At 72.0% G+C, this 19,554-nt stretch carries 14 protein-coding genes and 1 pseudogene; 14 read left to right on the plus strand and 1 reads right to left on the minus strand.

The genetic code is table 11. The features are described 5' to 3' along the window. Positions 1-48 precede the first annotated feature (48 nt). The 8 genes from ACR80Q_RS14605 to ACR80Q_RS14640 are packed head-to-tail and all read left to right on the plus strand — an operon-like array spanning position 49 to position 8,960. Entirely contained in the window at positions 49-1,116 is a 1,068-nt protein-coding gene (locus ACR80Q_RS14605; RefSeq protein WP_435378400.1) for a Gfo/Idh/MocA family protein, read from the plus strand. After that, a complete protein-coding gene (locus ACR80Q_RS14610; protein ID WP_435378369.1) occupies positions 1,113-2,141 on the plus strand; it encodes a dTDP-glucose 4,6-dehydratase in 1,029 nt (342 codons plus the stop codon). The genes ACR80Q_RS14605 and ACR80Q_RS14610 overlap by 4 nt, the downstream gene beginning before the upstream one ends. Continuing rightward, a complete protein-coding gene (locus tag ACR80Q_RS14615) occupies positions 2,141-3,280 on the plus strand; it encodes a DegT/DnrJ/EryC1/StrS family aminotransferase (RefSeq protein WP_435378370.1) in 1,140 nt (379 codons plus the stop codon). Before ACR80Q_RS14610 ends, ACR80Q_RS14615 begins: the two co-directional genes overlap by 1 nt. Continuing rightward, a complete protein-coding gene (locus ACR80Q_RS14620; RefSeq protein WP_435378371.1) occupies positions 3,277-3,933 on the plus strand; it encodes a NeuD/PglB/VioB family sugar acetyltransferase in 657 nt (218 codons plus the stop codon). The genes ACR80Q_RS14615 and ACR80Q_RS14620 overlap by 4 nt, the downstream gene beginning before the upstream one ends. Positions 3,934-3,977: 44 nt before the next feature. Beyond that, a complete protein-coding gene (locus ACR80Q_RS14625) occupies positions 3,978-5,450 on the plus strand; it encodes an oligosaccharide flippase family protein (RefSeq protein WP_435378401.1) in 1,473 nt (490 codons plus the stop codon). Further along, positions 5,447-6,592 (plus strand): DegT/DnrJ/EryC1/StrS family aminotransferase, encoded by a 1,146-nt coding sequence (locus tag ACR80Q_RS14630; RefSeq protein ID WP_435378372.1) that lies wholly within the window; start codon positions 5,447-5,449, stop codon positions 6,590-6,592. The genes ACR80Q_RS14625 and ACR80Q_RS14630 overlap by 4 nt, the downstream gene beginning before the upstream one ends. After that, positions 6,589-7,842, plus strand: a complete 1,254-nt coding sequence (locus tag ACR80Q_RS14635) for a glycosyltransferase (RefSeq protein WP_435378373.1) — start codon at positions 6,589-6,591, stop codon at positions 7,840-7,842. The genes ACR80Q_RS14630 and ACR80Q_RS14635 overlap by 4 nt, the downstream gene beginning before the upstream one ends. Further along, the gene (locus ACR80Q_RS14640) at positions 7,839-8,960 is read left to right on the plus strand and encodes a glycosyltransferase family 2 protein (protein ID WP_435378374.1); all 1,122 of its coding nucleotides are present in this window, start codon (positions 7,839-7,841) and stop codon (positions 8,958-8,960) included. Before ACR80Q_RS14635 ends, ACR80Q_RS14640 begins: the two co-directional genes overlap by 4 nt. A gap of 6 nt (positions 8,961-8,966) precedes the next feature. Here ACR80Q_RS14640 and ACR80Q_RS14645 read toward each other — a convergent pair whose 3' ends face one another. After that, positions 8,967-9,626 carry a glycosyltransferase family 2 protein gene (locus ACR80Q_RS14645; RefSeq protein WP_435378375.1) on the minus strand — a complete coding sequence of 220 codons (660 nt, stop codon included), beginning with the start codon at positions 9,624-9,626 and terminating at the stop codon, positions 8,967-8,969. 837 nt (positions 9,627-10,463) lie between these two features. On the opposite strand from ACR80Q_RS14645, the gene ACR80Q_RS14650 reads away from it, so the two are divergent. The 6 genes and pseudogenes from ACR80Q_RS14650 to ACR80Q_RS14675 form a co-directional block, all read left to right on the plus strand. Then, complete coding sequence (locus tag ACR80Q_RS14650; RefSeq protein WP_435378376.1) at positions 10,464-11,966, plus strand: DUF4082 domain-containing protein; 1,503 nt, start codon at positions 10,464-10,466, stop codon at positions 11,964-11,966. A 128-nt stretch (positions 11,967-12,094) separates the two neighbouring features. Next, on the plus strand, positions 12,095-13,060 hold the full coding sequence (locus ACR80Q_RS14655) for a right-handed parallel beta-helix repeat-containing protein (protein WP_435378377.1): 966 nt from the start codon (positions 12,095-12,097) through the stop codon (positions 13,058-13,060). Between the two features lie 113 nt (positions 13,061-13,173). Next, a complete protein-coding gene (locus tag ACR80Q_RS14660) occupies positions 13,174-15,240 on the plus strand; it encodes a glycosyltransferase (protein ID WP_435378378.1) in 2,067 nt (688 codons plus the stop codon). Beyond that, entirely contained in the window at positions 15,240-17,063 is a 1,824-nt protein-coding gene (gene asnB, locus ACR80Q_RS14665; RefSeq protein ID WP_435378379.1) for an asparagine synthase (glutamine-hydrolyzing), read from the plus strand. The genes ACR80Q_RS14660 and asnB overlap by 1 nt, the downstream gene beginning before the upstream one ends. Before the next feature lie 132 nt (positions 17,064-17,195). Then, positions 17,196-18,167: a YveK family protein gene (locus ACR80Q_RS14670; protein WP_435378380.1), complete on the plus strand. Its 972-nt coding sequence runs from the start codon at positions 17,196-17,198 to the stop codon at positions 18,165-18,167. A gap of 755 nt (positions 18,168-18,922) precedes the next feature. Then, positions 18,923-19,372 (plus strand): annotated as a pseudogene (locus tag ACR80Q_RS14675) (O-antigen ligase family protein); the annotation flags it as partial. Between the last annotated feature and the right edge of the window lie 182 nt (positions 19,373-19,554).

Genomic DNA, 19,554 nt, shown 5'->3' on the forward strand with positions numbered 1-19,554 from the left:
GCCGTTCGACCTGCCCGCATCCGACCGACGAGAGGCATCGACGTGGTTCTGAGGGTGGCAGTCATCGGGGCCGGCTACTGGGGTCCCAACCTCGTCCGCAACTTTGACCGGAGCCCGAGCTGGGAGCTGGCCGCGATCTGCGACCTGGACGCCGAGCGGGCGGCCGCTGTGGCGGGATCGCGACCGGACGTCCGGGTCCACACGTCCGTGGCGGACCTGCTAGAGCAGGAGGCACTGGACGCGGTGGCCATCGCGACGCCGGCCGGGACGCACCGGACGATAGCCCTGCAGGCGATGGCGGCGGGCAAGCACGTGCTTGTGGAGAAGCCGCTCGCGAGCAGCCGTGCGGACGCCCTGGAGATGACGAGGGTCGCCGACGAGCGGGGCCTCGTCCTCATGTGCGACCACACCTACTGCTACACCCCGGCTGTCCAGCGGATCGGGGAGATGATCGCCGACGGCGTCGTCGGTGACGTGCTCTTCGTGGACTCGGTCCGCATCAACCTCGGGCTCGTCCAGCCCGACGTGAACGTCATGTGGGACCTCGCACCCCACGACCTGTCCATCCTCGACTTCATCCTCCCCGGCGGCCTGCGGCCGGTCTCCGTGGCGGCCCAGGGGGCCGATCCCCTGGGGGCCGGGAAGGAGTGCGTGGGCTACCTGGCCATGCCCCTTGCCGACGGTGCGATGGCGCACGTGCACGTCAACTGGCTCAGCCCGACCAAGATCCGTCAGATGGTGATCGGCGGCAGCAAGCGGACGATCGTGTGGGACGACCTCAACCCCCAGCAGCGGCTGTCGGTCTACGACCGTGGCGTGGACCTGCTCAGCCAGAGCGCAGCCGGCACGGACCGGACCTCCGCCACGATCTCCTACCGGCTCGGGGACATGCACGCGCCTTCGCTGCCGGAGCGGGAGGCCCTGGCCGCCGTCGTCGAGGAGCTCGCCGCGGCGATCACGGGTGCGCGTGACGCGCGGACCGACGGTCACGCCGGGCTCCGGGTCCTCGAGGTGCTGGAGGCCGCCGACCGCAGCCTGGCCGAGGGTGGCCGGCAGGTCCGCACTGCGGAGCTGCACTCGGTGTCCGGGTCCGGCGCGACCGGGGTCGACCGGTGAACGGGCTGAGCGGGGCCACGGTCCTGGTGACCGGAGGCGCCGGGTTCATCGGCAGCCACGTCGTCGACCGGTTGCTGGCCGACGACGTCCGGGCCGTCCGTGTGCTCGACAACCTGGTGAACGGCTCGGCCGAGAACCTGGCGCACCACTCGGGTGACCCCCGCCTGGACCTGGTGGTCGCCGACCTGCGGCACGACGAGACCCGGGAGCGGGTGACCGCAGGCTGCGACGTCGTCCTCCACCTGGCCTGCCTCGGCGTGCGCCACAGCCTGCACGACCCGATGGAGAACCACGGCGTCAACGCCGAGGGCACCCTGCTGCTCCTGGAGTCCGCTCGCAGGGCGGAGGTGGGACGCCTCGTCTACGTCAGCACGAGCGAGGTGTTCGGTACCGCCCAGTACGCCCCGATGGACGAGGTCCATCCCACGTGGCCCGAGACCGTGTACGGCGGGAGCAAGCTGGCCGGCGAGGCCTACGCCCGGGCCTACCACCGCACCCACGGCATGGACACCGTCGTGGTCAGGCCGTTCAACACCTACGGCCCACGGAGCCACTACGAGGGGGACAGCGGCGAGGTCCTGCCGCGCACCGTCGTCCGCGTGCTGGCCGGTGAGCGCCCCCTGGTCTACGGCGACGGGGAGCAGACCCGCGACCTCATGTTCGTCACGGACACCGCCGCCCTGCTGACGCGGATAGCCTCGGCCGACGGGGTGGCGGGCACGACCATCAACCTCGGGTCCGGCAGCGAGGTGTCGGTGCTGCAGATGTGCGACGCGGTCGCGTCGGCCGCGGGTCGGCCCGACCTCACCCCGGTCCACCTGGAGCCGCGCCCGGGTGACGTCCGTCGTCTCATCGGGGACCCCACCCTCGCGCGCCGGCTGACCGGCCTCGTGCCGGAGGTCTCGTTCCAGGAGGGGGTGGTGGAGCTCGTGGAGTGGATCAGGTCGCGACCGCAGACCCCTGCGGAGCTGCTCGCGCGGGTGAGCGACCGCAACTGGCTCGTTGCTCAGGAGACGCAGCGCTGATGTCCCGCATCAACGTGATGCAGCCGTGGCTCGGGGCGGAGGAGGTGGCGGCCCTCACCGAGGTCATCGAGTCCGGCTGGGTGGCTCAGGGACCGCGGGTCGCCGCGTTCGAGGCCGCCTTCGCCGCACGCATGCAGGCGGAGCACGCAGTGGCCGTCTCCAGCTGCACAACGGCCTTGCACCTGGCGCTGCACGTGGCGGGCATCGGGCCGGGCGACGACGTCGTGGTCCCGTCGTTCTCCTTCATCGCCACCGCGAACGCGGTCGTGCACGCCGGGGCTCGACCCGTGTTCGCCGACGTCGACCGGAGCACCGGAGACGTTACCGCCGAGACGGTCGAGGCTGCGCTCACCCCGGCCACGCGCGCGGTGATCGTCGTCGACCAGGGGGGCGTGCCGGTCGACCTCGCTGCCGTCCGGAACCTGTGCGACCCCCGTGGCATCGTCGTGGTGGAGGACTCCGCCTGCGGCGCCGGTTCGCAGTACCGGGGTCGGCCGGTCGGAGCAGGGGCGGAGCTGGTGGCCTGGTCCTTCCACCCTCGCAAGATCCTGACCACGGGGGAGGGGGGGATGATCACCACCTCCCGACAGGACTGGGCGGACCGGGCGCGCCGGCTGCGGGAGCACGCCACCAGTGCGAGTGCCGTCTCACGTCACGCCAGCCTGCTGGCGCCGGCCGAGGAGTACCTGGAGGTGGGGTTCAACTTCCGGATGACCGACCTGCAGGCGGCGGTGGGCATCGTGCAGCTCGGGCGCCTCGACGAGATCGTGGCACGGCGTCGGGAGATCGGCGCCCGGTACCAGAATGTCGTCGCCGGCGTCGAGGGTCTGCGGGCGGTCCAGGACCCGCCGTGGGGCCGTTGCAACTACCAGTCCTTCTGGGTGGAGGTCGGGGCCGGCTACCCGCTCGACCGCGAGGGCCTGCTGGAGGCCCTGGCCCGGTCCGAGATCTCGGCCAGGCGCGGCATCATGGCGGCCCACCACCAGCCCGCCTACGCGCACAACCGGGACGACGTCCTGCCGGTCACCGACCACCTGAACGCGACCACGTTGATCCTCCCGGTCTACCACCAGATGTCCGAGCCGGATCTCGAGCGGGTCCTCGACGTCGTCAGGCACGCCGGCCGGGTGCCCGCATGAAGTCCCCCGTCGTGCTGGTCGCCGCCGGGGGCCTCGCGGCGGAGGCGGTCGAGGCCATGCGCGCCGGGGACCGGTGGGAACCCGTCGCGGTGCTGGACGACGACCTCGGTCGGGCGGGTGACGACGTGTGCGGCGTCGCCGTCGTCGGCGGTCTGGACCGCCTGGCCGATCATCCCGGGGCCGCCGTGGTCGTCTGCGCGGGCCGGGGCGCCACCCGGGCCGCGCTGGTCGAGCGGCTGCGCGGGCACGCGGACGGACCGCCGCGCTACGCCACGGTCGTCCATCCCGACGTCCGGGTGCCGGAGTCGGTCCGGGTGGGGCAGGGGTCCATCCTGCTGGCGGGGGTCGTCCTCACCGCCCGGGTGCAGGTGGGTGAGCACGTGGTCGTGATGCCGGGGGCCGTCCTGACCCACGACGACGTCGTGGACGACTTCGCCACGCTGTGCGCCGGGGTGCTGCTCGGCGGGCACGTACGCATCGGGGCCCGGGCCTACCTGGGGATGGGCTCGGCCGTGAGGGAGCGGAGCTGTGTCGGGGCCGACGCGACCGTGGGCATGGGGGCCGCAGTGCTGGGGGACGTCGCCCCGGGGACGACGGCGATCGGGGTCCCGGCGCGCGAGCGAGAAGGCGTGTCGAGCGGAGTCCACGGGTGAGCACCGTCCCGCCTCCGGACGCGCTCTCCGCCCGATCGACCGACGTGGGGCGGGACATCCGCCGAGGGTTGGCTTGGAGCACGGTGAACAACCTGTCCGTGCGGATGGGCAACGTGGTGCTGGGCGTGGTCCTGGCCAGGTTGCTGACGCCCGAGGAGTTCGGTGTCTTCGCCGTCGGGCTGACCTGCCAGGCCGTGCTGGTCACCCTGGCGGACCTGGGCATGAGCGCCGACCTGGTGAGGAGGGGCGACATCCGCCGTCGGGCCCCCGTCGTCGCCCTGCTCGCCCTCGGCGTGAGCACGGTGCTGGCGGCCCTCATGGTCGGTTTCGCGCAGCCCATCGCCTCTGCTCTGGGCAGCGGTGACGCGGCCGGAGTGGTCCGTGTGCTGGCCATCACGATCCTCCTGAGCGGGCTCTCGGTCGTCCCGTACGCCGTCCTCCAGCGCCGCTTCATGCAGGCGCGGGCCTTCCAGGCCGACGCCTCGGCGCTCGTCGTGAACGGGGTCGTGGTCGTGGTCCTCGTCCTGGCGGGGCTCGGACCGCTGGCGCTCGCCTGGTCGCGCGTGGCCGGACAGGTCGTCGCGGTGATCCTGATGTTTCGATTCGCAGGTGTGATGCCGAGGTTCGGTTGGGACCGTGGCATCGCCCGGGAGTCGGTGTCGTTCGGGGCTCCGCTGGCCGTCGCCAACCTGATCTCGTGGGCCCTGCTGAGCGTCGACTACGTCGTCGTCGGGCGGACCCTCGGGGCCACCGAGCTGGGTCTCTATGTCCTGGCCTTCAACATCTCGGCCTGGCCGATCACGGCCATCGGCCAGGGCATCCGCAACGTGGCGCTCCCTGGCTTCTCGCAGCAGGCGCAGGACCGCGCCAGCATCAGCCACAGCGTTGTCCGCGGGGTGGCACTCATCTGGACCGGTGGCGTCCTCGCCGGCGTGCTGCTGTCGGTGCTGGCGGTGCCCCTCATCACCAGCGTCTACGGGCAGCGCTGGGAGGGGGCCGCCGTCGCGCTGTCCGGACTCGCCCTGTTCGGTGCGCTCAGGCTCGTGTTCGACCTCTTCGCGGCGCTGCTTGTCTCGCGGGGGGCCAACCGGGCCGTCGTGGTGGTGCAGGTGGTGTGGCTGTTGAGCCTCGTCCCGGCGCTGGTGGTCGGGGCCCGGATGGGAGGGATCGAGGGGGTGGCCTTCGCGCACCTGGTGGTTGGTCTCGTCGTGGTCCTGCCCGCGTACCTGCTGGCGGTCCGTGGTGCGGGCGTGGCCCTGCGGGGCGTGGGGCTGGCGTTCCTGGTCCCGCTCCTCATGGCGGTACCGGTGGCCCTGGCCTCCGGGTGGGTCGACCGGAGCCTGGCCAGCGGGTGGCTGTCACTGCTGGTGGGTGGGCTGGTCGGCACCGCGCTGTACGCCGCAGCCATGTGGCCGTGGGTGAGACGACAGCTGTCCTCCACGTCGCCCGGAAGTCAGAGCACGACCCCTCCGCGAGACCGAGAAGACGAACCGACGAGACCGGAGCACATCGCATGACTGCAGTCCCACTGGTCGACCTCGCGGCCCAGCAGCAGGAGATCGACGAAGAGGTCTTCGTCGGGCTGCGCGAGGTCTTCGACCGCACGTCGTTCATCGCAGGCCCGCCGGTGGGGGCCTTCGAGGCCGAGTACGCCCGTTTCGTCGGCGCGCGGCACTGCGTCGGGGTGGCCAACGGCACCGACGCGCTGGAGCTGGCGTTTCGTGCTGTGGGCGTGGGGCCTGGCGACGAGGTCGTCCTGCCTGCCAACACGTTCATCGCCACCGCCGAGGCCGTGGTCAGGGTGGGGGCGCTCCCGGTCCTCGTCGACGTCGACCCGGAGTACCTGCTGCTCGACGTCGGCGCCGCGCGGGCGGCGGTCGGGCCCCGGACCGCGGCGGTCGTGCCGGTCCATCTGTTCGGCCAGGTGGCTCCGGTCGAGGAGCTCGACGTCCTCCGGGCGGCCGGGATGCCGGTGGTGGAGGACGCCGCCCAGTCGCAGGGGGCGCGCAGGCACGGTCGCTCCGCGGGGCAGCTCGGCACCGTGGCGGCCACCAGCTTCTACCCAGGGAAGAACCTGGGTGCTGCGGGGGACGCCGGGGGCGTCACCACGGACGACGACGAGATCGCCTCGGCCGTGAGGCTGATGGGCGCTCACGGCAGCCGACGCAAGTACGACCACGAGGTCGTGGGCTTCAACTCCCGGCTCGACACCGTCCAGGCCGTGGTCCTGTCGGCCAAGCTCCGCCGTCTGGCGGGGTGGAACGAGCGTCGCCGCAAGGCGGCCGCCCGCTACGACCACCTGCTGTCGGGCCTCGAGGCGGTCAGGCTGCCGTCGACCGCACCCGGCAACGAGCACGTCTGGCACCTCTACGTCGTCCGCGTGCCCGAGCGTGACCGGGTCCTCGCGGCCCTGAACGCAGCGGGTGTGGGGGCAGGGATCCACTACCCGGTGCCCGTGCACCTCACCGGTGCCTTCGCCCACCTGGGGCTGGGTCCGGGGGACTTCCCGGTGGCCGAGCAGGCGGCGCGCGAGATGATCTCGCTGCCGATGTTCCCGCACATCACGGCGGAGCAGCAGGCCTTCGTCGTCGAGGCGCTCGACGCGGCCCTCCTGGGTACCGGGGCTTCTGCGGTGGTCGCCGACCGGGCCCCGGCGTGAACGCAGGGGCCCCCGTGCTGGTCGTGCTCAACGGCCTGCAGGTGGGTGGGAGCCAGATCAACGCGATCGACCTGTGCGCCGCCTCTTCCGCGTTCGGTTTCGCGGGGGTCGCGGTGGGGTACTCGGGCTCGCTCCCGGTGTCCGGACCATCCATGGTCGACGTCGCGGCGGAACGCGGCGTGCGGTTGGTCGTGCTCGATCGGCCGAGGTCCACGGCGGCCGCCGCGCGTCAGCTGCGGGCCGTCGCGACCGTTGAGGGAGCTCGTCTCGTGCACGTCTACGGAGCGTGGGAGGCCAGGCCGGCGTACTGGGGTCCGTGCTTCGCGGGCCGCATGCCCTTGGTCCACACCGTCTACGAGATGGCAGTGCCGCACGTCGTCCTGCCCTCGCCGCCGCTCATCGTCGGTACGCGCTACCTGCTGGAGGAGGAGCCCGCGCGCCGTCGTGGCCGGGTCAGCCTGATCAGCCCGCCCGTGGACCTCGACCGGGACCGCCCCGACCTGACTGCGGGGGCTGCGTTCCGCACGAGGCTCGGCGTGGGGACGGACGAGGTCCTGCTGGTGTGCGTGAGCCGCTTGGACGAGGAGATGAAGGCTCACGGCGTCGAGACCGCGATCCGGTCGGTGGAGAGTCTGCCGACCAGCACCGTCCTGGTCGTCGTCGGGGACGGGGATGCCGCCGAGCGGCTGCGGGCGCTGGCCGACGAGGTCAACGTGAGGCTGGGGCGCCCGGCGGTCCTGTTCACGGGGGCGATGGCCGACCCCCGGCCCGCCTACGCGGCGGCCGACGTCATGTTCGGCATGGGCAGCTCGGCCGCCCGGACGCTGGCGTTCGGCGTGCCGTTGGTGGCGGTGGGCGAGCGGGGTTGGGCCCGTCGCTTCGAGCCGGCGTCGGCGGACGAGCTCTTCCGCAACAGCTTCTGGAGCCTGACGGTGGTCGAGGACGCGGTCGGGCTCTTCGTCCAGCAGGTAACCCCCCTGCTCGAGGAGCCCGCGCGGCGAACCGACCTGGGGGCCTTCGGGCGCGGCTTCGCGCAGGCCCACTTCGGTCTCGAGGCGATGACGGGCAAGCTCGTGGAGATCTACCGGGACACGGTCGGGACGACGTGGCGACGGGACTGGCTGCGCGACCTACCCGTCGAGATCGCCGGGGTGGGCAGGGCGGTGCAGGTCAAGGTGACCCGGCGCGACCCGTACGCGGAGGCGGCAGGTGCTCGCAGCCGGGTCCTCTCGGCCCGTTCAGGACGATGAGCACCCTGACGGCCGCGGCGCGGCACCCGGACGCACCAGCGCAGGCGCCTGTCCGGACCGTGGGGGTCGTGGTCGCCTCCTACAACTACGGACGGTTCCTGGGCGAGTGCGTGCGCAGCCTCCTGGTGCAGCCGGGGGTGGACGTGCGCGTCCTGGTCATGGACGACGCCTCGACCGACGACACGCCGACGGTCAGCCAGGCGCTGTCCCGGCTGGACGGTCGGGTGGAGCCGGTCCGCAACGAGGTCAACCTCGGGCACATCGCGACCTTCAACCGAGGATTCCGGTTGATGGAGGAGCGGCACCAGCCCGACTACGTCGTCAAGCTGGACGCCGACGACGCGGTGGCCGACGGGGCGCTGGCGCGGGCCGTGGCCCTCATGGAGGCGGAACGATCCGTGTCCTTCGTCTACGGGCGTCCACGTCGCGTGGTGGGTGACCACCTCGACACGCGCAGCGCCAGGCCGGTGCTCGACCGTCCTCGGCACGCGCGGACGGTGTGGCCCGGCCAGGCGTGGCTGGCGCAGCGCTGCCGCACAGGCATCGGGTGCATCAGCAACCCGGAGGTGGTCATGCGGGGCGCCGCGTTCCGCCGGCTGGGCGGCCAGATGGATGAACGACTCAGCCACACTTACGACTTCGAGCTGTGGCTGAGGCTCGCCGCGGTCGGCGACGTCGGCCACGTGGACGACCACTACCAGGGGGTGTACCGCATCCACGGTGACAGCATGATGCGGACGGTCAACGCGGGGCCGGTGGTCGACCTGCGGGGCCGGCTCGAGGCCTTCGCCTCCCTGGGCAGCCCCCTCTTCGATCACGTCCGCGGGCGGGACGGCCTGCACACCGCCGCCCGCCGTCGGGTGGCCGAGCAGGCGGTCGATGCTGCGTGCCGCGCCTACGAGCGGGGTCGGGGCGGGGAGGCGCCGGTGGCGGAGCTCCTGGCCATCGCGGACGACGGCTGGCCAGGCTGGCGCGACTCGTCGGTCGGGCGCCGCTGGAGCCGGCGGGAGCGGCTGGGCCCGCGGCGCACCCCCTTCAGTCCGTTGGCCGCCCGGGTCCTGCCGCGACGGGTGTCGGAGGAGGTCACCCGGCTGCGGTGGCAGCGGTGGGGCGTGTAGGTCGCCCTACTGATCGCCCCACGACGTGTAGAAGCTGTCGGGGTTGACCAGGTAGCGGACGGTGGTGTGCGGGACGTGCACGACACGGCGGCCGCGGCCGCTGTGGCGGAATACGAACTCCCAGTCCTCCTTGGGGAGGGTCGCGCGCGTGCGGGGCAGTCGGCTGAACAGCAGTCCCGGCCGGCGTAGAGCGGTTACCGAGTTGGCGTCCACGTACGACTCGTCGGACAGGGCGCGGCGGTCGAAGTCCCTGGACAGGGTGTCGAGAAGGGTCCCGTCGGGGTGGTACCGGCCGACATCGGTGTAGGCCAGGTCAGCCCCGTCGAGCAGCACGGACCGGCATCGGGACAGGTGGTCAGGCGTCCACGTGTTGTCGTCGTCCAGGAACGCGACGAACCGGGAGCGCGTGAGGCGGATGCCGACGTTGCGAACCAGGCCCAGCACAGCGGTGTTCCGGGAGAGGGACACCGCATGCACCCGGGGGTCCGCCGGTAGGTCACCCAACCCGGCGCCATCGTCCACCACCATCACCACCAGGTCGGCGAAGTCCTGGGCGAGCATTGACTCGATCGCAGCTCGCACGCCGGCGGGCCGGCGGTACGTCGGCACGATGCACGCGAACTCGGCGGTGGGCACGCTCCCCAGTTCCCCGGCGAGCCGCGTCACCTCTGAGTCTTCGAGACGTCGCAGCCTCGGGAGCGAAGCTGCCATGGCGACCCGGTTGCGCCACTCCATGGCCCGCCAGATGCCGACGTGCTGCCTCACCGCTCGTCGCAGCGGTCCGGAGAAGGGTTTCGACGACTGCATCTGCTGCTCCTACGGTTGTGCGACGGGGACTCTGGGGGACGCTAGCCACTCGCTGGCCATCGGGGGTCGGAGTCAACGGCCTGCTCGCATGAGGGGCCAATCTGTGATCTTGATCACGTTCTCTCGGTGGTTGCATCAGCACTCAGAGGTGCGACATGTCACGGAAAGTGACGACATCGGTCGTCGTCGTCGTCAGTCCTCATCCATCCCGGGTTAGTCGCCCCCCCCAGCCTGTGTGCTGAGGCGGTCCGGCGAGGCGCAGGTCATGGCGCGCAACGAGCCCGGCTAGCAGGCCTCGAAGGTGCCGCGCCGGGTTGAGGTCGCACAGTCACGACGCTCCACTCAACGTGACCATTGGGCCGGTCGGGTCCTGCTCGGCAGCTCCGGACGACACCTCTGGCGTGGGCGTTTTGCGCTGTTAAGTTCGCGGCTGTCGGACCCGCAGGCCCCTGTCCTGCCATCGGCGGTGGTTCACCCGCCCGGGCTACCAAGTGGACGGGCGCATCCTCCGATGGTTCAGGTGTCGGCCTCGTCGCACCGGTCGGCGGCCCCCGACACCCCCTGCCCATCCCTTGCCCGGCCTCTGCGCGGCTGGGCCCGTCCTCCGCGGACGAACCGAGAGGAACCATCGTGACAAGACCCCCCATACCCGGCCGGTACCGGTCGAGAAGCCCACGCCGGGCGCTGTCGACACGAATGGCTGCGGCCGTCGGGTTGCTGGCCCTGGTCTCCTCGTCGTTGGTGTTCACCTCGAGCGCGCAGGCCGCCGAAGCGTCCGGTCTGCTGACCGCCAGCGGCAGCCAGCAGGTGTCGTCCACCGACACGGCGAGCGTCGAGCTGGGGCTGAAGTTCAGCCCCAGGGTCGACGGAGAGGTCCGGGGGGTCCGGTTCCTCAAGACGGCGGGCAACACCGGCACCCACATCGGGAACCTGTGGTCCTCGTCGGGCACCCGTTTGGCCACCACCACCTTCACGCGCGAGTCGGCCACCGGGTGGCAGACCGCGACGTTCACCCGTCCGGTGCAGGTCAAGGCGGGCAGGACCTACACCGCCTCGTACCTGGCGCCGCGGGGCCGTTACACGGCGACGAGCTACTTCTTCTCCCGCCCCGTCCAGAACAGCCTGCTGAGCGCCCCCGCGTCCGCAGGCGTCTATCGCTACGGCGCCGCGAGCGGGTTCCCCGCCAGCAGCTACCGCAGCTCCTCGTACTGGGTCGACGTGCTGTTCGCACCCGCAACCGTCCCTGCGGTACCGACTCCGGTACCGGCCCCGACCCCGACCCCGACCCCGACCCCGACCCCGACCCCGCCCCCGGCTCCGACGCCCGCGCCGACTCCGACCCCTACTCCGCCCCCGGCCCCGGCGCCCACCCCGGCCCCGACGCCGGGCGCGCTGCCCGCGAACGTGGTCCCGCAGCCGGGACAGGTCGGCTACCGGGGCTCGACCTCAGCCCTGCGGGTAGTCGACAGTGCGGCCAGCGCCCCGGCCGGCACCACCTGGTCCGGTGGCATGCTCGTGGTCAACGCGGACAATGCCACGCTGGACGGCGTGTACGTGAAGGGCGGCCTGGACTTCAACGGTCGTGGCACCCTCACCGTTCGCAACTCGATCATCGAGGGCGGCGCCGCCTGGATGGTCCTGATGGGTCGCAACCAGCCGTGCCACATCGACATCCGTGACTCGACCCTGCGCTGGAAGGCCGGTGCGACCCCTCCGATCGGCGCCGGTGCCGGTGCCATCCACGGCAACTGCACCCTGACCGCGCTCCGCAACGACATCTCGGGCACGCCTGACGGGATCCAGAACGGGCCCGGCAACTCGCTGATCGAGCAGAACTACATCCACGACCTCGCCGTGCTGGGCACGTACCCCAACAACACCCACAACGACGGGATCCAGTTCTACTCCGGCTCGAACATCCGGGTGCGCTACAACCGAATCGACATCGGTTGGAACGGCACCAACCAGAACGGGGCCCTGTTCTTCCAGGGCAGCTTTGGTGCTCCGCTGATCGAGGGCAACTACCTGTCCGGTGGCGGCTACACGTTGCGGCTGGAGAGCGGCGTCAAGGGCGCCGTGGTGAAGGACAACACCATCAACCGGGCGCCCAACGCCTGGGGCGAGGCACTCATCGCCAACGGCACGGTGGCGACCTGGACCAACAACAAGCGCCCCAACGGTCAGGTCATCAACCCCTGACCGCTTCGGTGCCGCCGAACCCGGCGGGACACGGGCGGTCCGGACGAGCTCTGCTCGCCCGGACCGCCCGTCCGGCTGTGCGGGCCCGGTCCACCCACCTACGCTGACCTGGACAACGGAGGTCTGCGATGAGGTCGTCCCGTGCCGCTGCCGCTGCCGCTGTGCTGGGCAGCCTCGTGGTCGTCCTGGCGGGCGGGGTGCTCCTCGGCGTCATGACGTCGGACCCCGACAGCGCCCTCGCGACCGATCCGCCCGGCTCCGTCGTCGCGGACGTGGCGGGACCGGCAACGCGGCCGTCGTCCACCACGGAGGACCCGATCACGTCGCCGCAGCCCGGGGAGGTGGGCTTCCTGGGGGACGTCGCAGACCTCCGCGTGGTGGACGGCGCGGCGAGCGCGCCCCCCGGCACCAGCTGGCAGGACGGGACCCTCGTCGTCACCGGGGACGGGGTCGTCCTGGACGGGGTCCTGGTCGCCGGCTCGGTGTCGCTGCAGTCCGCCGGCACGCTCACGGTCCGCGACTCCGTGGTCGAGGCCCGCTCGGGGTGGATGGTGCTGCACGGGAACGTGCCCGGCTGCCACATCGATGTCCAGGACAGCACCCTCCGCTTCGTCGGCACCCCAGACAACGGCAGCGCCGCGATCCACGGGGACTGCACCTTGGACGTCAGGCGCAACGACATCTCGGGCAGCGCCGACGGGGTCCAGGTCGGGCCCGGTGACTCGGTGGTCCAGCAGAACTACATCCACGACCTCGCGGCCACGCGGGACTTCCACAACGACGGCGTGCAGCTGTACTCCGGCTCCGGACTGGTCGTGAGCCACAACCGCATCGACATCGGGTGGAACGGCACCAACCAGAACGCCGCCATCTTCTTCCAGGGGCAGTTCGACGCCCCGGTCATCGAGGGCAACCACCTCTCCGGGGGCGGGTTCACGCTGCGGCTCGAGGAGGGGGTGGCCGGGGCGGTCGTCCGCGACAACGTGATCAACGCCGCGCCGAACGCCTTCGGAGAAGTGCTGGTGGCCCCTGGGGCGGTCTCGCAGTGGCGGGACAACGTCGACGGTGCAGGCGAGGTCCTCCTCCGGCCCTGACCGGATGCACCGACGGTGCCTGGTTCCGCTGAACGCGACCACCGCGGGCACGGCAGTCGATAGCATCGACTGCCGTCCCCGCGTGGGAGCCACGACTGCGCCCGGAGGTGAGGATGACGCTCGTCGTCGTCGTCGTCACGTACAACAGCGCCGAGATCGTCGTGCCGTGCCTTCGGTCGCTGGCTGTCGCCAGCGAAGGGCTCGACGTCGACGTACGGGTCGTCGACAACGACTCCACCGACGACACGGTCGCCCGGGTCGAGGCCTTCGGGGGCGACGTCCGGGTGATCCGGACCGGGGCCAACCTGGGTTACGCGGCCGCCATCAACGCCGGTTGTGCCGACGCCGGCGACCAGGACGACCTGCTCGTCCTCAACCCCGACGTCGTGCTGCACCCTGGATGCGTCCGCGCGTTGCTCGAGTCCCGTGGGGCCGACGACACGGTCGGGGTGGTCGCTCCCGTCCTGCGCGCCCCTGACGGCCGGTTGCAGCCGTCACGACGGCGCGAACCCAGCATCCGACGCGCGCTCGGCGAGGCCGCGCTGGGGGCCAGGGCGTCGGCCGTGGGGCCGGGGTGGAGCGAGGTGGTGCGGACCCCGCTGGACGGTGGTCCCGGGACCGCCGACTGGGTGACCGGTGCGGCCCTGCTGGTGACTGCGGCCTGCCGTCGCGACGTGGGGGAGTGGGACGAGTCCTTCTTCCTGTACAGCGAGGAGACCGACTACTGCCTCCGGGCCCGTGACCGGGGGTGGAGCACCCGCGTGGAGGCGCGCGCCGTCGCCGTGCACACGGGCGGGGAGTCGATGACGGACCCGCGTCTGTACGCGCTGCTGACGCGCAACCGGGCCCGGCTGTTCCGCAAGCGGCACGGGCCGGTGAGGTCGGGCGCGTTCTGGCTGGTCCTGCTCCTGGGCGAGGTGGGACGGGCTGCGGCGGGCCGGGCCACCTCGGCGGAGGCGGTGCGGGTGCTGCTGGGTCGGTCCGTCCCCGTGTCGGCGACGCCGCGGACGCCCGGGGCGACACCTCTGGTCTGCTTCGCCGGGGTGGACTGGTGGTACCAGAGCCGGGCCCACTCCGACGTCCAGCTGATGGTCCACGCCGCCCGCGGGCGGCCGGTGCTCCACGTCAACAGCATCGGCCTGCGGATGCCCACCCGAGCTAACACGACCAGACCGGTGAGCCGGGTGCTGCGCAAGCTCGGGAGCATCGCCAGGCTGCTGCGGCAGCCGCTGGCAGGGACCCCCGGGTTCCACGTCCTGAGCCCGGTCGTCCTCCCCTTCTACGAGGTCGACTCGCTGCGCCGCCTCAATGCCGTCCTGGTGAGGGCGCAGGTGTCTGCAGCGTGCCGGTGGCTGCGGATCCGGCGCCCGGCGTTCGTGGTGACGCTGCCTACGGCCTACGACGTGGTCGCGAGCATGGACAGGACGGCGCTGGTGTACAACCGCTCCGACAAGCACTCCGAGTTCCCGGAGGCCGACAAGGACGTGCTGCTCCGGCTGGAGGGTGCCCTGCTCGACGAGGCAGACACCGTGCTCTACGCCAGCCAGGCGTTCCTCGCCTCGGAGGCGGGGCGGGTGGGGGCCCGAGGGGTCTTCCTCGACCACGGCGTCGACCTCGACCACTTCCGTGCGCGCACGGACGAACCGCCGCCCGCGGACATCGCGCACCTGACTCGTCCGTTGATCGGCTTCTTCGGCGCCGTCGACGACTACACCGTGGACGTGCCGCTGCTCGAAGCGGTTGCCGACCGCTACCCCGCTGCGACGCTCCTCCTGATCGGGTCGTCGAACGTCGACCTGTCGGCGCTGACCGCGCGGCCGAACGTCACCTGGCTCGGACCTCGTCCCTACGACGAGATCCCCCGCTACGGGACCGCGTTCGACGTGGCGTTGATGCCGTGGCTGCAGAACGACTGGATCGAGAGCTGCAACCCGATCAAGTGCAAGGAGTACCTCGCCCTCGGTCTCCCCGTGGTCACCACCCGCTACGCGCAGGCCGCGGCCCACGCCGACGTGCTCCGGATCGCCGACGGGCACGAGGAGTTTCTCGCCGAGGTGGGTCGCGTGCTGAACGGGGACAGGCCGAGCCCGGAGGCGTGTCGTGCCGCGGTCGCGGACGCCAGCTGGGCCGCCCGCGCCGCGACGCTGTGCGAGCTGGTCGACGAGATGGCCCGTCCCTGATGTGCGGGATCGCGGGTGTCCGCCGCTTCGGTGCGCAGGTCGACGTCGCAGAGGTGGCCCCGATGGTCGCCTCGCTGCGGCACCGGGGTCCGGACGACCACGGTGCGTGGGCCGGTGACGGGGTGGCTCTGGGGCATACCCGACTCTCGATCATCGACGTCGGCTCCTCGCGTCAGCCGATGGCCGACGACGCCGGCCACCTCCACATGGTGTTCAACGGAGAGATCCTCAACTACCGCGAGCTGCGCCGACAGCTCGACCACCCGTGGCGGACCGACGGGGACACCGAGACGCTGCTGGCCGCGTGGCTCAGGTGGGGCGCGGGCTGCCTGCCGATGCTCCGCGGGCAGTTCGCCGTCGCAGTCCACGATTCCAGGACCGGTGAGCTCTTCCTGGCCCGCGACCCTGTCGGCATCCTCCCGTTGTTCTACGCGCGTGCCGGGACGGACGTGGTCTTCGGGTCCGAGCCCAAGGCCCTGCGTGCCGTGCGGCCCGACCTGGGAGGGCTCGACCTCGACGCGGTGCACGAGTACCTGGGCACACGCGCGGTTCGGGCCCCGCGCACCCTCGCCTCGAACGTCCTGAAGGTCCGGCCCGGTCACGTCCTGACCGTGGGGGCCGACGGGCGGACGAGCAGCCACGACTACCGCCCGGCACCCGGTGCCACCTTGGACCTGCCCCCCGCCCGGGCGGTCGACCTGCTCGACCGGACCCTTCGGGAGGCCGTCGCCCGGAACCTGGTGGCCGACGTCCCGGTCGGCGCGTACCTGTCGGGTGGTCTGGACAGCTCTCTCACGGTTGCCCTGGTCCGGGCAATGCGCCCGGAGGACCGCATCCGGACCTTCGCCGCCGGGTTCGGCGACCCCCGGACCGACGAGCTTCCGGTCGCCCGGACGGTGAGCACGCTGCTCGGCACCGACCACCACGAGGTGCACGTGGACGCCCGCTCGTTCGTCGACGACTGGGCGCGCCTGTCCTGGTTCCGTGACGCGCCCCTCTCGGAGCCCGCCGACGTCGCCGTGCACGCACTGGCCCGCACGGCCCGGGAGCACGTCAAGGTGGTGCTGTCCGGCGAGGGCAGCGACGAGCTGTTCGGCGGCTACCCGAAGTACCGGTTCGCCGGGTTGACGCGTGACGTCCGGTTCCTGCCCGCGAGGCTGCGGGCGGGGCTGCTGCCTCGGGTGGGGCAGGCCCTGCCGGAAAGCCGGAACCGGATGCGCACGGCCGCCCGGGCGCTGGCCGAGCCCGCTCTGGAGGATCGCTTCGACGGGTGGTTCGCCCCCTTTAGCCTCCGGGAGCGCGACGTGCTCACCGGCCGCGCCCCGCGGTCGGACCGTCAGGCCCGTCACGGCACCGCGCTGCAGCAGATGCTCCTGCACGACCAGGCGGGGTGGTTGCCCGACAACCTGCTCGAACGAGGTGACCGGATGAGCATGGCCGCGTCGCTGGAGCTGCGGCCACCGTTTCTCGACCTCGCCGTCGTCGACCTCGCCCGACGGCTGCCGGACGACATGAGGGTCAGGGGCGGCAGCGGCAAGTGGCTGGTCAAGATGGTGGCTGAGCGGTACCTGCCACGGTCCGTGGTCCACCGGCGCAAGGTCGGCTTCAAGGTGCCCCTCGACGCGTGGTTCCGGTCGGGTCTGTCGGAGACGGTCAGGGACCTGCTGCTCGACGGCTCGTCCTTCGTGGCCCGCACGCTCGACCGCGACGTCGTCCGGGCCGTCGTGGCCTCGCACGAGACCGGGCGACGGAACGAGGAGGCCCGGCTGTGGACGTTGATGTCGCTGGAGATGTGGGCTCGGCACGCCCGTGACCGAGAGTGACCGGTTGCTGATCTCCCGTCGACCGCCTCCCCCTGGTGGTGGCCGTCACGTCGCGGGATCGCCCCGAGTCCCGCCAGCCCGGTCCCTAGGTGGGGCTGGTGACCTACTCTCGAGAGATGGAAGGGAGTGCCGATGGACGTCGTCGACTGGCTGAGGTCGCTCCGTAACCGCTGGGTCGTCTCGACGGTCATGGTGCTGGTGACCGCGGGCTGCGTCTTCGGGGTGAGCCTGCTCGTCCTGCCGCGCTACGAGGCGTCCGCGTCCCTGCTCCTCCTGGGACCCAACTCGTACGTCGACCAGCAGGGCGACGACATCAGGGTCAACCCCTACGCGCGCTTCGGTGGGGCCGGCGAAGGGGTCACGGGCACGACCCTCATCGCCGTCCTGATGAGCCCGCAGGTGATGCGGGAGGCGGTCGCCGACGGGTTCCCGGGCGAGTACGAGCTCGCCTTCAACCCGTCGGGTGGCGGGGCGATCATCGACATCACGGTCACCGCGGACTCGCCCGAGGAGAGCCTCCGGGGGGTGGAGATGATGGTCGCCACCGCGCAGGAGACGTTGATGACCCAGCAGACGGAGGCCGGCGCCCCGGAGGAGTCCCTCGTCAACGCCTCCTTGCTCACCCAGAGCGAGGAGGCCGAGTCCTTGGACGGGGCGAAGATCAGGGCCATGGGCGTGACTGCGGTCTTCGGGCTGGCGCTCACGCTCCTGCTCACCCGGGGCCTGGACGTGCGCAAGCAGCGGCGGCTGGCACGCAGGGTTGGAGCGGGTCCCACCGGGCGCAGCGGTGCGGAACCCCTCGCCGCATCCGTCCCCCGGGCGGCGCCCGTCGAGCCGTCCCCGGGCCCGGCGCCCGAGGTCGGGGTGGCCGAGGGACGTCCGCCGGTGGAGACCGGACCCACGGTTCCTCGGCTGTGGTGGGACGACGACGAGCTCCGCGAGACCGCCGTGGAGCGGAGGAGGGCGGCGGCCCCCCGTCAGGGCGCGTCCGGGGAGAGGCTGCTGAGGGAGCGGCGATCGTCCGCACGTGGCGGTGAGAGCCGCTCGGGCACCGTCGTCCGCGAGGCTGTCGACGGGCCCCGAGGATCCACGCCGGACCAGTGAGCCCGCCTGCCCGGAGTCCGGAAAGGCCCATCGGCGCCCGTGACCGGGTAGGCGCCACGGTGGGGGTCCTCGGCGGTGCGCTGACGCTCGTCGCCCTCACCGGTGGGGTCGTGCTCCTGGGCGTCGTACCGGTGGTCGGACTGGCGGTCCTGGTCGTCGTCGCGGTCCTCGTCCTCCGTCGTCCCGTCGACGGGCTGACCTGCGCCGGTCTCCTCGTCGTGGTCCTGATCCTCTGGCCCAGTGGGCTGCGGGTGTCCGGACTGGGGGCCGCGGGGGCCCCGGTCGTCATCCTTGGGAGCCTGGCGTTGGCGTGGTGGTCGGTAGCCCTCCTGGGCCGGAGCCCGGCGGCCCGGCGGCTGCCGCGCCGGTTGCAGGCAGTGCTGGCGCTGCTCGCCGCCAGCCTGTTCCTCAGCTACGTCTCAGCGTGCCTGAGGCCGGACCTCGACCTGCTGGAGCTGAATGCTGCGGACCGGGGTCTGGTCACGATGCTCTCGTGCATCGGGCTCACCCTGGCCGTGACCGCGCTCCTGCAGTCCGACGAGCAGGTGGACGCGGTGGTGCGGGTGGTCGTGCTGGCCGGCGCCGCTGCTGCTGCCCTGGCCGCGGCCGAGTTCTTCACCGGCTGGAACCCGGTGGAGGGTCTGCAGCCCCCTGGTTTCGAGACGCTGGTGTCCGACTGGGACAACGGCCGGTCCGGGTTCACGCGGGTCTTCGCCACCACGGCGCACCCCATCGAGTTCAGCGTCGTCGTGGCCATGGTCCTGCCCTTGGCCTTGCACCGCGCCTTCCGTGCGGACGGACCTGCGCGGCAGCGGCGCGCCTGGCTCTGCGTCGCGCTGATCGCCGCCGTGCTCCCGATGACCGTGTCGCGGACCGGTGTGCTGGCGGCTGCGGCGGTGGGTCTGGTGCTGCTGCCGGGGTGGTCGCCGAGGCGCCGTCTGCAGATGCTTGGAGTCTCCCTGGTCGGCCTTGTGGTCATGCGGCTGGCGGTCCCCGGCCTGCTGGGGACCATCCGGAGCCTCTTCACCGGCGCGGACTCCGACCCCAGCGTCACCGCGCGCACGTCGGACTACGAGTACGCCGCCTCGTTCATCTACGACCACCCGCTGCTCGGTCGTGGATTCGGCACCTTCGTGCCGGGCCGCTACGCCTTCCTGGACAACGAGTTCCTGATGACCGCCGTCACAGGTGGGCTGGTCGGACTCCTCGCCCTGCTGCTGCTGTATCTCGTGCCGTTCGGCATGCTGTGGCGCCTCACCCATGACGCGGGGACCGAGGGCCGTCGTGACCTCGCCCGAGCCCTCATGGCGGGGCTGCTGGCGTCCTTCGTGACTTCCGCCACCTACGACGCGATGAGCTTCTCGACCGCCCGAGGTCTCGTCTTCGT

The sequence above is a fragment of the Aquipuribacter aurantiacus genome, assembly GCF_051216895.1.
Classification (GTDB): domain Bacteria; phylum Actinomycetota; class Actinomycetes; order Actinomycetales; family JBBAYJ01; genus Aquipuribacter.

Excerpts from the sequence above, each read along its gene's own strand:
- ACR80Q_RS14615 (WP_435378370.1), top strand. The coding sequence starts at position 2,141 with ATGTCCCGCATCAACGTGATGCAGCCGTGGCTCGGGGCGGAGGAGGTG.
- ACR80Q_RS14620 (WP_435378371.1), top strand. The coding sequence starts at position 3,277 with ATGAAGTCCCCCGTCGTGCTGGTCGCCGCCGGGGGCCTCGCGGCGGAG.
- ACR80Q_RS14630 (WP_435378372.1), top strand. The coding sequence starts at position 5,447 with ATGACTGCAGTCCCACTGGTCGACCTCGCGGCCCAGCAGCAGGAGATC.
- ACR80Q_RS14640 (WP_435378374.1), top strand. The coding sequence starts at position 7,839 with ATGAGCACCCTGACGGCCGCGGCGCGGCACCCGGACGCACCAGCGCAG.
- ACR80Q_RS14650 (WP_435378376.1), top strand. The coding sequence starts at position 10,464 with ATGGCTGCGGCCGTCGGGTTGCTGGCCCTGGTCTCCTCGTCGTTGGTG.
- ACR80Q_RS14655 (WP_435378377.1), top strand. The coding sequence starts at position 12,095 with ATGAGGTCGTCCCGTGCCGCTGCCGCTGCCGCTGTGCTGGGCAGCCTC.
- ACR80Q_RS14660 (WP_435378378.1), top strand. The coding sequence starts at position 13,174 with ATGACGCTCGTCGTCGTCGTCGTCACGTACAACAGCGCCGAGATCGTC.
- asnB (WP_435378379.1), top strand. The coding sequence starts at position 15,240 with ATGTGCGGGATCGCGGGTGTCCGCCGCTTCGGTGCGCAGGTCGACGTC.
- ACR80Q_RS14670 (WP_435378380.1), top strand. The coding sequence starts at position 17,196 with ATGGACGTCGTCGACTGGCTGAGGTCGCTCCGTAACCGCTGGGTCGTC.